Source organism: Rhodococcus sp. IEGM 1305 (assembly GCF_030058635.1).
GTDB lineage: Bacteria > Actinomycetota > Actinomycetes > Mycobacteriales > Mycobacteriaceae > Rhodococcus_F > Rhodococcus_F opacus_D.
Genome location: NZ_JASHKX010000025.1, coordinates 86,124 through 96,713, shown reverse-complemented (window position 1 = coordinate 96,713; position 10,590 = coordinate 86,124). Strand labels below are relative to the sequence as shown.

Here is a 10,590-nt window from a genome sequence, read left to right as displayed (position 1 = left end):
CGGAACTGCTTCTCCATGACGCCGTAGGTGAAGCGAGCCTTCTGCTTCTCCTGCAGCTGGAGCAGGTACTCGCTCTCCTTGATCCGCGCGCGGCCGTGCTGGCCCGGCGGGTAGGGACGACGCTCGAACGCCTGGTCGCCTCCAACGAGGTCGACGCGCAGACGACGCGACTTGCGGGTGATGGGTCCGGTATAACGTGCCATTTTCTTCTACCTATCCTTCCCGCTAGACCCGACGCCGCTTGGGCGGACGGCAGCCGTTGTGCGGCTGGGGGGTGACATCGGAGATGGTGCCGACCTCGAGGCCAGCGGCCTGAAGCGAGCGGATCGCGGTCTCACGGCCGGAGCCGGGGCCCTTGACGAAGACGTCGACCTTCTTGACACCGTGCTCCTGCGCCTTGCGGGCTGCGTTCTCGGCGGCCAGCTGAGCGGCGAACGGGGTCGACTTACGCGAACCCTTGAAGCCGACGTGTCCCGAGGACGCCCAGGAAATCACGTTTCCGGCGGGGTCCGTGATGGACACGATGGTGTTGTTGAACGTGCTCTTGATGTGAGCGGCGCCGTGCGGGACGTTCTTCTTGTCCCTGCGACGCGCCTTCTGGGTCTTCTTCGGACCGGTGCTACGTGACTTGGGGGGCATTACTTCGCCTTCTTCTTGCCTGCAATGGTGCGCTTCGGACCCTTACGGGTGCGGGCGTTGGTCTTGGTGCGCTGACCACGCACGGGCAGACCACGACGGTGGCGCAGGCCCTGGTAGCAGCCGATCTCGATCTTGCGTCGGATGTCGGCCTGGACCTCGCGGCGAAGGTCACCCTCGACCTTCAGCGACTCCTCGATGTACTCGCGGAGCTTGGCCAGATCCTCGTCCGAGAGATCCTTGCTCCGAAGATCCGGGCTGACGCCGGTGGCGTCCAGGATCTCCTTGGAGCGGGTACGGCCGATGCCGTAGATGTAAGTAAGTGCGATCTCCATCCGCTTTTCACGGGGAAGATCGACACCTGCGAGACGTGCCATGTCGGCATTTCCTATCGGTGTGCGGAGGTCTGCTCCCAGTCCATCCCCTGTGCCTCTTCAAACGTCGGCGGTCTCGCGACCGACAATGCTTCAACTAACTCAGTGGGGCCCCGGCCTCCGTGCCGGGGGTGAACCAGTACCTGCTCGAAAGCCGTGAGTACTGGCTGGTGCTGGGAGGTCATCTTTGCTTGTTGCCAAGCAGATCCTCGAAAAGCGGAGATCTAGCCCTGACGCTGCTTGTGGCGCAGGTTCTCGCAGATCACCATGACCCGGCCGTTACGACGGATCACCTTGCACTTTTCGCAGATCTTCTTGACGCTCGGCTGAACCTTCACGTCTTCTGATCTCCTGTTTTGTGGCAGCCCACTACGCAGAGCCGCAGCGGACGTACTTCTCCCCGACCTGGTCGGGCGGGGAAGCTTTACTTGTACCGGTAAACGATGCGTCCGCGCGACAAGTCGTAGGGCGAGAGCTCTACGACAACGCGATCTTCCGGGAGGATGCGAATGTAGTGCTGACGCATCTTTCCGCTGATGTGGGCGAGAACCTTGTGGCCGTTCTCGAGCTCAATGCGGAACATCGCATTGGGCAGCGGCTCGACTACTCGTCCCTCGACCTCGATGGCCCCGTCTTTCTTAGCCATATCCTCCGCGATCCATGTGGTTTGGCGTGCTTATTGCATCTGTTTCCGTTACCGTGGCGCCCAATGGGATCTTCACCGGCCGAAACATGAACAATCCGGATCGAATCCGGCACTGGGCACGCAGACAACCGGCACGCATAGCGCACCGTTGATCCATGTTACGGGAAATTGCTCACCAGGCCAAATGCGGTCCTTGACGGACCCGCAAGCCCGGCGAGAATTCGACTTCCGATACCCACGGCCACGATGCGAAGGATGGTGTGCGTGCGCGCCCTGGTACAGCGAGTGACGTCCGCGTCGGTCCGCGTCGACGGCGAGGAGGTCGGCCGAATCACTCCCCCGGCCGGCGGCCACGGGCTGCTCGTCCTGGTCGGCGTCACCCATACCGACGACGAGGCGAAGGCGGCCCTGCTCGCGAAGAAGGTGTGGACCATGCGCATCCTGGAGGACGAACGGTCCGCGTCCGACCTCGACGCCCCGGTGCTCGTCGCCAGTCAGTTCACGCTCATGGCGGACACCCGCCGGGGCCGGCGCCCGTCCTGGTCCGCCGCGGCGCCGAGGCCGGTGGCGGAACCACTGGTTGACGAGTTCACCGGCGCCCTGCGCGCGCTGGGCGCGACCGTCGAGACCGGCGTATTCGGCGAACACATGGAGATCAGCCTCGTCAACGACGGTCCGGTGACGCTGCTCATCGACGTGTAGGCCCGCACCCGCGGGCGGCCGCTACTCCGGACGCAGGGTCAGGATGCGCGGCCCGTCCTCGGTGACCGCGACCGTGTGCTCCCAGTGTGCGGCACGGGTGCCGTCGGAGGTCACGACGGTCCAATCATCCTCGAGGACAACGGTATCGGTGGTGCCGAGGGTCAACATCGGTTCGATCGCCAGAACGGAACCGACCACCAGTTGCGGCCCCTTGCCCGGAGCGCCCTCGTTGGCGAGGAACGGCTCCATGTGCATTTCCCGGCCGATGCCGTGACCGCCGTAGCCGTCGACGATGCCGTACTTACGGTCGTGCGCCACCTCGGCGGCGCGGGTGCCGAGTTCGATGGCGTGGGAGATATCGGTGAGGCGGTTGCCGGGAAGCATCGCCGCGATCCCCGCCTCCATGGACAGCCGAGTGGCGTCGCTGAGCTGCTGGTCCGCTTCGATGATGTCTCCGACACCGAAGGTCCACGCAGAGTCGCCGTGCCAGCCGTCGAGAATGGCGCCGCAGTCGATGGAGACGAGGTCTCCCTCGGCGAGAATGTCTTCCGCCGAGGGAATCCCGTGCACCACACGATCGTTGACGGACGAACAGATCGATCCGCTGAACCCGTGGTAGCCCTTGAACGAGGGCACGGCGCCTGCGCCGCGGATGACCGATTCGGCCACCTCGTCGAGTTCGAGCGTGCTCACACCCGGCTTCGCCGCTTCGCGGACCGCCACCAGAGCCGCACCGACGATGGCACCGGCGGCCGCCATTGCGTCGAGCTCGCCTGCGGTCCGGAACGGAACGACCTTGCGCTTACGCCCGAAGCCCATTACTTACCCAACGCTGCCAGTGCGCGCGCGTTGACCTCGTCGACCTCGCCCAGGGCGTCGACGGTCACCAGCTGGTCCTTGTAGTAGTCCAGCAGCGGCGCGGTCTCCTCGCGGTACACCCGGAGCCGGTTGCGGATGACGTCTTCCTTGTCGTCGGCGCGGCCACGGGCGAGCATCCGCTCGACCACGACGTCCTCGTCGACGATGAAGGACAGCACTGCGTCGAGCTTGGTGTTCAGCTCGGCGAGGATCGCCTCGAGTGCCTGAGCCTGGTCGACGGTCCGGGGGAAGCCGTCCAGGAGGAATCCGTTGGCCGCGTCCGGCTCGCCGACACGGGCCTTCACCATGTTGTTGGTGATCTCGCTGGGAACCAGGTCCCCGGCGTCCAGGTACTTCTTCGCCTCGAGGCCGAGGGGGGTGGCCTGGCCGATGTTCGCGCGGAACAGGTCGCCCGTGGAGATGTGCGGGACGCCGAGCTTCTCGGACAGAATCGCGGCCTGGGTGCCCTTGCCTGCACCGGGAGGACCAAGGAGGACAAGTCTCACTTGAGGAACCCTTCGTAGTTACGTTGCATCAATTGACTTTCGATCTGCTTGACCGTGTCCAGGGCGACGCTGACGAGAATCAGCACGGCCGCACCACCGAAGATGCTGCTGGAGGTCTGGCTTCCGGACAGGAAGAAGTGGGGCAGCACCGCGATCAGGCCGAGGTAGATCGAGCCGGGAACGGTGATGCGGTTGAGCACGTAATTCAGGTAGTCCGCGGTGGGGCGACCGGGGCGGATACCGGGAATGAAACCGCCGAACTTCTTCATCTCGTCCGCGCGCTCTTCCGGATTGAACGTGATCGCGACGTAGAAGAACACGAAGAACACGATCAGCGCGAAATAGATGACGATGTACACCGGGTTGTTCGGATTCACCAGGTACTCGTTGATGATCCGCTGCCACCAGCTGGGATCGGCGGACGACGTGGCGCCGGTGAGCTGCGCGATGAGGTTCGGCAGATACAGCAGCGACGACGCGAAGATGACCGGGATGATGCCGGCCTGGTTGACCTTGAGCGGCAGGTACGTGGACGAGCCGCCGTACATCTTGCGGCCGACCATGCGCTTGGCGTACTGGACCGGGATCCGCCGCTGGCCCTGCTCGACGAACACGACGCCGGCGATGATGGCGAGGGCCGCGACGCAGATGATCGCGAAGATCAGTCCCCCACGGCTGTCCAGGATGGCCTTGCCCTCGGACGGCAGGCGGGACGCGATACCCGAGAAGATCAGCAGGGACATGCCGTTACCGACACCGCGCTCGGTGATGACCTCACCGAACCACATGACGAGAGCAGCGCCCGCGGTCATGACCAGCACGATGATCACGAGGCCGAAGATGCTCTTGTCGGCGATGATCTCTTCCTGGCATCCCTGCAGCAGCTGGCCGCGCGACGCGAGCGCCACGATGCCGGTGGCCTGCAGGATCGCCAGGGCGATCGACAGATAACGCGTGTACTGCGTCATCTTCGCCTGGCCGGACTGGCCTTCCTTCCGGAGTTCCTCGAACTTCGGGATGACGACCGTCAACAGCTGGACGATGATGCTGGCCGTGATGTACGGCATGATGCCGATCGCGAAAATGGACAGCTGGAGTAGCGCGCCGCCGGAGAACAGGTTGATCAGCGAGTAGATACCCGCGGAGTCACCGCCCGACAGCTGATCGACACAGGCTCGGACGTTCCCGTAGTCGACGCCCGGCGACGGAATCACGGCACCGATGCGATAGAGCGCAACGAGACCGAGCGCGATGAGGATCTTCCGCCTCAGGTCTGGGGTCCTGAGGGCCGAGACGAAGGCGGAAAGCAAAGATCCTCCTGGCACGACGGTGGGGAGACGAGTCGAAAGCAGACTTGTCCGTGAATGAACTCTAGAACTCTAACAGTGGCAACTGAACGCACAGTTGGGAGACCTGCGGCAGTGCTGCCCGTACAGCCGCAAATGGCCGCAGTACAGCGCGAGGCTGTACTGCGGCCATCTACTGGCTAGCGGTGATAGCTCACAGCTCGGTGGCGGTACCACCGGCAGCAGCGATCTTCTCCTTGGCGGAGCCGGTGAACTTGTCGACCGTCACCTGGACGGCGACAGTCAGGTCGCCGTCGCCGAGAACCTTGACGAGCTGGTTCTTGCGAACGGCACCCTTGGCAACGAGGTCCTCGACCGTGACCTGTCCACCTTCGGGGAACAGACGGGCGATGTCGCCGACGTTGACGACCTGGTACTCGGTGCGGAACGGGTTGGTGAAGCCCTTGAGCTTGGGCAGACGCATGTGCAGCGGCATCTGTCCACCCTCGAAGGCTGCGGGCACGTTCTTGCGGGCCTTGGTGCCCTTCGTGCCGCGACCGGCGGTCTTGCCGCGCTTGCCGCCTTCACCACGACCAACACGAATCTTGTTGGACTTGGCTCCGGGTGCGGGGCGCAGGTGATGCAGTTTGATGGTCATGGTTAGACCTCCTCAACTGTGACGAGGTGGCGCACCACGTTGATCAGACCGCGGTTCTGCGCGTTGTCCTCACGAACAACGGTCTGACGGATGCCCTTCAGGCCCAGCGTGCGCAGAGAGTTCTTCTGGTTCTGCTTGGTACCGATGGTGCTCTTGATCTGAGTGACCTTGAGTTCGGCCATTACTTCACGCTCCCAGCCTGTGCGCGTGCACGCAGCATGCCGGCGGGAGCCACGTCTTCGAGGGGGAGACCGCGGCGAGCCGCAACTTCCTCGGGACGCTGCAGGCCCTTGAGCGCAGCAACGGTCGCATGCACGACATTGATGGCGTTGTCGCTACCGAGCGACTTCGACAGGATGTCGTGGATACCGGCGCACTCCAGCACGGCACGCACCGCGCCGCCGGCAATGACACCGGTACCCGCGCTGGCCGGACGCAGCATGACGACGCCCGCTGCGGCCTCACCCTGAATCGGGTGCGTGATGGTGCCACCGATCATCGGAACGCGGAAGAAGCTCTTGCGAGCCTCCTCGACACCCTTCTGAATGGCCGCAGGAACTTCCTTGGCTTTGCCGTAGCCGACGCCGACCAGTCCATTACCGTCGCCGACGATCACCAGAGCGGTGAAGCTGAAGCGACGACCACCCTTGACGACCTTCGACACGCGGTTGATCGTGACGACGCGCTCGATGTGGTTCGACTTCTCGGCCGACTGTCCGCCGCGACGATCGTCGCGACCGCCACCACGACGGTCGCCGCCGCCGCGGTTGTCCCCCGTGTTGGGGCCATTCTGTCCGGCGGGTCCGCTTCCGCCGTCACGCCTCTGACGTCCCGGCATCAGGCTGTCCTTCCGTTCGAAATGATGGTCATCAGAACTTCAACCCGCCTTCGCGAGCTGCGTCCGCCAGGGCCGCGATGCGACCGTGGTAGCCGTGTCCGCCGTGGTCGAAGACCACGGTCTCGACGCCGGCAGCCTTCGCGCGCTCGGCGATCAGCTGACCGACCTTTGCGCTGAGGGCCTTCTTGTCGCCGTCCGCGGCCCGCACGTCGGCCTCGGTGGTCGACGCCGCGGCCAGGGTGTGGCCTGCGAGGTCGTCCACGAGCTGGACGTGGATGTGGCGCGAGGACCGGTTGACGACCAGGCGGGGACGCTCGGGCGTGCCGGAGACCTTCTTGCGGAGACGGAAGTGACGACGCACCTTCGACAGGCGACGCTTCGTGGACGCATCCTTGCCGAGCGGAACCCGCTTGGCTTTCTGGTTTGCAGTCTGGCTCATATCACTTACCCGTCTTTCCGACCTTGCGGCGGATCTGCTCACCCTCGTAACGCACGCCCTTGCCCTTGTACGGGTCCGGACGACGGAGACGACGGATGTTGGCCGAGATCTGCCCGACCTTCTGCTTGTCGATGCCCGACACCGAGAACTTGGTGGGCGACTCGACCGCGAAGGTGATGCCTTCCGGAGCCTCGATCGGGACCGGGTGGCTGTAGCCGAGTGCGAACTCGAGGTCCTTGCCCTTGAGAGCGACGCGGTAACCGACGCCGTGAATCTCCATCTTGGTGGTGTAACCGTCGGTGACACCGGTGATGAGGTTCTGTACCAGGGTACGAGACAGACCGTGCAGCGCGCGGCTGCGACGCTCGTCGTCCGGACGGGTCACGCTGAGCGTGCCGTCGTCGTTCTTCGCAATGGCAATGGGCTCGGAGATCGTCAGGGCGAGTGAGCCCTTGGGACCCTTGACCGTGACGTCCTGGCCGTCGATCGAGACGTCGACGCCGCCGGGGACGGTGACGGGAATCTTTCCAATACGCGACATTGTGGTGGCCTCCCTTACCAGACGTAGGCGAGGACTTCCCCGCCCACTCCTTGATTGGCCGCCTGGCGATCGGTGAGCAGGCCGGTGGACGTGGAAATGATCGCCACGCCGAGGCCGCCCAGAACCTTGGGCAGGTTGGTGGACTTCGCGTACACACGCAGACCGGGCTTGGAGACGCGGCGCACGCCGGCGAGGCTGCGCTCACGGCTCGGGCCGTACTTCAGGTCGACGATGAGGGTCTTGCCCACCTCGGCGTCTTCGGTGCGGTAGTCGGCGATGTAACCCTCGCGCTTGAGGATCTCGGCGATGTTCGCCTTGATCTTCGAGTGAGGCAACTTCACCTCATCGTGGTACGCCGTGTTGGCGTTGCGCAGACGCGTCAAGAAGTCTGCGATGGGGTCGGTCATGGTCATGAGGTTGACCTCTACCTTTCTCACAACGGTTCCCTCTGCCGTTTCCGGCGCAGGCCTATCGCGAAGTAGGTCTTACGTTTCCCGGTCCGAGGTTACGAACCGGAAGTCTGTGGGGTGACGCCGCCGCCGAGGCGACGGCGTCACCGGCTCACCAGGAGCTCTTGTGGACGCCGGGCAGCTCGCCGGCGTGCGCCATCTCACGGACGCAGATTCGGCACAGGCCGAACTTGCGGAACACCGAGTGCGGACGGCCGCAGCGCTGGCAGCGGGTGTAGGCGCGCACCGCGAACTTGGGCTTCTTGTTGGCCTTGTTGACCAATGCCTTCTTAGCCATTAGCTCAGTTCTCCTTGAACGGGAAGCCGAGGTGCTTCAGCAGGGCACGGCCTTCTTCGTTGTTGGTCGCGGTGGTCACCACGGTGATGTCCATGCCGCGCGGGCGGTCGATCTTGTCCACGTCGATCTCGTGGAACATCGACTGCTCGTTCAGGCCGAAGGTGTAGTTGCCGTTGCCGTCGAACTGGTTGCCCGACAGGCCGCGGAAGTCCCTGATGCGGGGAAGCGCGACGGACACGAGACGGTCCAGGAACTCCCACATGCGGTCGCCACGCAGCGTGACGCGGGCACCGATCGGCATTCCCTCGCGGAGCTTGAACTGCGCGATGGACTTGCGTGCCTTGCGGATCTCGGGCTTCTGACCGGTGATCAGAGCGAGATCGTTGACGGCACCGTTGATCAGCTTGGCGTCGCGCGCGGCGTCACCGACACCCATGTTGACGACGACCTTGACGACGCCGGGGATCTGCATCACGTTGGCGTAGTCGAACTCGGTGTTCAGCGCAGCCTTGATCTCCTCGCGGTAGCGAGTCTTCAGGCGCGGCTGGATCTTGTTCTCAGTGGAGGTCATGTCAGATGTCCTTCCCGTTCTTCCGGGAAATCCGAACGCGCTTGCCGGACTCTTCGTCGGTCCGGTAGCCCACGCGAGTGGGGTTGCCGTCCGAGTCGACGACCGCGACGTTGGAAACGTGGATCGGGGCTTCCTGCGTGACGATGCCGCCGGAGGAGGCTCCGCGCTCGTTCGCGGAAACCGCGGTGTGCTTCTTGATGCGGTTCACGCCTTCGACGAGGACCTTGTTGGTCGCGGGGTAGGCCTGGATGACCTTGCCCTTCGCGCCCTTGTCCTTGCCGGCGATGACCAGCACGGTGTCACCCTTGTGCACCTTCATCACAGCACCTCCGGGGCGAGCGAGACGATCTTCATGAACTTCTTCTCACGCAGCTCACGGCCGACGGGGCCGAAGATGCGGGTGCCACGGGGATCGTTGTCCGGCTTGATGAGGACGGCGGCGTTCTCGTCGAACTTGATGTACGACCCGTCCGGACGGCGACGTTCCTTGGTGGTACGGACGATGACGGCCTTGACGACCTCGCCCTTCTTGATGTTTCCACCCGGGATGGCGTCCTTGACGGTGGCGACGATGATGTCACCGATCCCGGCGTAGCGGCGAGACGAACCACCGAGAACGCGGATGCAGAGAATCTCCTTGGCACCCGTGTTGTCGGCGACGCGCAGCCGCGACTCCTGCTGAATCACTTACTTCTCCTTGACCTGGACTGTTGCACGGCAGATTTCCGACCCGACGTGCGCGGTCTGTACCCGTGCCCTGCGAGAGGGGCCGCCCGGGTGGGCGGCACAACGGTGGGGTTGCCGTGCGTCTGCCGCAAGGCAACCCCACCATCGTACTGGATACATTATTCGGTTTCTTACTTGGCCTTCTCGAGGACCTCGACGAGACGCCAGTGCTTGGTCGCGGACAGCGGACGGGTCTCCATCAGCTGCACGCGGTCACCGATGCCTGCGACGCCGTTCTCGTCGTGCGCCTTCACCTTGCTGGTGCGCCGGATGATCTTGCCGTAGAGCGGGTGCTTGACCCGGTCTTCGAGCTCGACCACGATCGTCTTCTCCATCTTGTCGGAGACGACGTATCCGGTGCGGACCTTGCGGCTGCCGCGCTCTTCAGTGCTCACTGCTTTTTCCTCACTCATGCCGCGTCACCTGCGTCCGGACCAACGGCCAGCCCGAGCTCACGCTCACGCAGAACGGTGTAGATACGCGCGATCTCGTGACGAACGGTACGAAGTCGACGGTTGTTGTCCATCTGACCCGTGGCCATCTGGAAACGAAGGTTGAACAGCTCTTCCTTCGACTCACGAAGCCGGGTGACCAGCTCTTCTTCGGTGAGCTCGCGGAGCTCTGCGGCTGGGGTTCCAGTAGCCATCAGAACTGCTCCTCCCTTGTCACGATCCGGCACTTGCACGGGAGCTTGTGCATCGCGCGGCGCAGGGCCTCACGAGCGATCTCCTCATTGGGGTAGCTCATCTCGAACATCACGCGACCGGGCTTGACGTTCGCGATCCACCACTCGGGCGAACCCTTACCGGAACCCATGCGGGTTTCGGCCGGCTTCTTGGTGAGGGGGCGATCCGGGAAGATGTTGATCCAGATCTTGCCGCCACGCTTGATGTGCCGGGTCATGGCGATACGAGCGGACTCGATCTGCCGGTTGGTGATGTAGGCCGGCTCGAGAGCCTGGATGCCGTAGTCACCGAAGGTCACCTGGGTTCCACCCTTGGCGGCACCCGAACGGCTCGGATGGTGCTGCTTGCGGTGCTTGACCCGCCGTGGGATCAACAT

21 protein-coding genes and 1 pseudogene are annotated in these 10,590 nt (G+C 64.0%); 1 reads left to right on the top strand and 21 read right to left on the bottom strand.

What is annotated here, in order from left to right:
- The 5 genes and pseudogenes from QM693_RS26890 to infA form a co-directional block, all read right to left on the bottom strand.
- A pseudogene (locus tag QM693_RS26890) lies at nt 1–203 on the bottom strand (30S ribosomal protein S4); the annotation flags it as partial.
- A gap of 22 nt (nt 204–225) precedes the next feature.
- A complete protein-coding gene (gene rpsK / locus QM693_RS26885) occupies nt 226–639 on the bottom strand; it encodes a 30S ribosomal protein S11 (RefSeq protein ID WP_005239680.1) in 414 nt (137 codons plus the stop codon).
- A complete protein-coding gene (rpsM, locus tag QM693_RS26880; RefSeq protein ID WP_005239677.1) occupies nt 639–1,013 on the bottom strand; it encodes a 30S ribosomal protein S13 in 375 nt (124 codons plus the stop codon). The genes rpsK and rpsM overlap by 1 nt, the downstream gene beginning before the upstream one ends.
- A 221-nt stretch (nt 1,014–1,234) precedes the next feature.
- The gene (gene rpmJ, locus QM693_RS26875; RefSeq protein WP_003938068.1) at nt 1,235–1,348 is read right to left on the bottom strand and encodes a 50S ribosomal protein L36; all 114 of its coding nucleotides are present in this window, start codon (nt 1,346–1,348) and stop codon (nt 1,235–1,237) included.
- A gap of 86 nt (nt 1,349–1,434) precedes the next feature.
- Nucleotides 1,435–1,656 (bottom strand): translation initiation factor IF-1, encoded by a 222-nt coding sequence (infA, locus tag QM693_RS26870; protein WP_003418601.1) that lies wholly within the window; start codon nt 1,654–1,656, stop codon nt 1,435–1,437.
- Nucleotides 1,657–1,920: 264 nt separating this feature from the next.
- Here infA and dtd point away from each other — a divergent pair, with 264 nt between their 5' ends.
- The gene (dtd, locus tag QM693_RS26865; RefSeq protein ID WP_280782639.1) at nt 1,921–2,358 is read left to right on the top strand and encodes a D-aminoacyl-tRNA deacylase; all 438 of its coding nucleotides are present in this window, start codon (nt 1,921–1,923) and stop codon (nt 2,356–2,358) included.
- Between the two features lie 21 nt (nt 2,359–2,379).
- On the opposite strand, the gene map is transcribed toward dtd, so the two are convergent.
- The 16 genes from map to rplP all read right to left on the bottom strand — a co-directional run bounded on the left by map (nt 2,380) and on the right by rplP (nt 10,590).
- Entirely contained in the window at nt 2,380–3,177 is a 798-nt protein-coding gene (gene map / locus QM693_RS26860; RefSeq protein ID WP_280782638.1) for a type I methionyl aminopeptidase, read from the bottom strand.
- Nucleotides 3,177–3,722, bottom strand: coding sequence for an adenylate kinase (locus tag QM693_RS26855; protein WP_009479373.1), 546 nt, complete (start codon nt 3,720–3,722; stop codon nt 3,177–3,179). The genes map and QM693_RS26855 overlap by 1 nt, the downstream gene beginning before the upstream one ends.
- Nucleotides 3,719–5,032 carry a preprotein translocase subunit SecY gene (gene secY, locus QM693_RS26850; RefSeq protein WP_005239668.1) on the bottom strand — a complete coding sequence of 438 codons (1,314 nt, stop codon included), beginning with the start codon at nt 5,030–5,032 and terminating at the stop codon, nt 3,719–3,721. Before secY ends, QM693_RS26855 begins: the two co-directional genes overlap by 4 nt.
- Before the next feature lie 190 nt (nt 5,033–5,222).
- On the bottom strand, nt 5,223–5,666 hold the full coding sequence (gene rplO / locus QM693_RS26845) for a 50S ribosomal protein L15 (protein ID WP_280782637.1): 444 nt from the start codon (nt 5,664–5,666) through the stop codon (nt 5,223–5,225).
- A gap of 2 nt (nt 5,667–5,668) precedes the next feature.
- Nucleotides 5,669–5,848: a 50S ribosomal protein L30 gene (gene rpmD, locus QM693_RS26840; RefSeq protein ID WP_005239665.1), complete on the bottom strand. Its 180-nt coding sequence runs from the start codon at nt 5,846–5,848 to the stop codon at nt 5,669–5,671.
- On the bottom strand, nt 5,848–6,504 hold the full coding sequence (rpsE, locus tag QM693_RS26835; protein ID WP_073359810.1) for a 30S ribosomal protein S5: 657 nt from the start codon (nt 6,502–6,504) through the stop codon (nt 5,848–5,850). Before rpsE ends, rpmD begins: the two co-directional genes overlap by 1 nt.
- Nucleotides 6,505–6,535: 31 nt before the next feature.
- Nucleotides 6,536–6,943, bottom strand: coding sequence for a 50S ribosomal protein L18 (gene rplR / locus QM693_RS26830; protein WP_072945701.1), 408 nt, complete (start codon nt 6,941–6,943; stop codon nt 6,536–6,538).
- 1 nt (nt 6,944) lies between these two features.
- Nucleotides 6,945–7,484, bottom strand: a complete 540-nt coding sequence (gene rplF, locus QM693_RS26825; RefSeq protein WP_009479371.1) for a 50S ribosomal protein L6 — start codon at nt 7,482–7,484, stop codon at nt 6,945–6,947.
- 14 nt (nt 7,485–7,498) lie between these two features.
- Entirely contained in the window at nt 7,499–7,897 is a 399-nt protein-coding gene (rpsH, locus tag QM693_RS26820) for a 30S ribosomal protein S8 (protein ID WP_005239657.1), read from the bottom strand.
- 148 nt (nt 7,898–8,045) lie between these two features.
- Complete coding sequence (locus QM693_RS26815; RefSeq protein ID WP_005239644.1) at nt 8,046–8,231, bottom strand: type Z 30S ribosomal protein S14; 186 nt, start codon at nt 8,229–8,231, stop codon at nt 8,046–8,048.
- Nucleotides 8,232–8,235: 4 nt separating this feature from the next.
- Nucleotides 8,236–8,802, bottom strand: coding sequence for a 50S ribosomal protein L5 (gene rplE / locus QM693_RS26810; protein WP_005239642.1), 567 nt, complete (start codon nt 8,800–8,802; stop codon nt 8,236–8,238).
- 1 nt (nt 8,803) lies between these two features.
- The gene (gene rplX, locus QM693_RS26805; protein ID WP_005239640.1) at nt 8,804–9,121 is read right to left on the bottom strand and encodes a 50S ribosomal protein L24; all 318 of its coding nucleotides are present in this window, start codon (nt 9,119–9,121) and stop codon (nt 8,804–8,806) included.
- The gene (gene rplN, locus QM693_RS26800; RefSeq protein WP_005239639.1) at nt 9,121–9,489 is read right to left on the bottom strand and encodes a 50S ribosomal protein L14; all 369 of its coding nucleotides are present in this window, start codon (nt 9,487–9,489) and stop codon (nt 9,121–9,123) included. Before rplN ends, rplX begins: the two co-directional genes overlap by 1 nt.
- 170 nt (nt 9,490–9,659) lie before the next feature.
- Entirely contained in the window at nt 9,660–9,941 is a 282-nt protein-coding gene (gene rpsQ / locus QM693_RS26795) for a 30S ribosomal protein S17 (RefSeq protein WP_005239638.1), read from the bottom strand.
- A complete protein-coding gene (gene rpmC / locus QM693_RS26790) occupies nt 9,938–10,174 on the bottom strand; it encodes a 50S ribosomal protein L29 (protein WP_005239637.1) in 237 nt (78 codons plus the stop codon). The genes rpsQ and rpmC overlap by 4 nt, the downstream gene beginning before the upstream one ends.
- Complete coding sequence (rplP, locus tag QM693_RS26785) at nt 10,174–10,590, bottom strand: 50S ribosomal protein L16 (protein ID WP_005239636.1); 417 nt, start codon at nt 10,588–10,590, stop codon at nt 10,174–10,176. The genes rpmC and rplP overlap by 1 nt, the downstream gene beginning before the upstream one ends.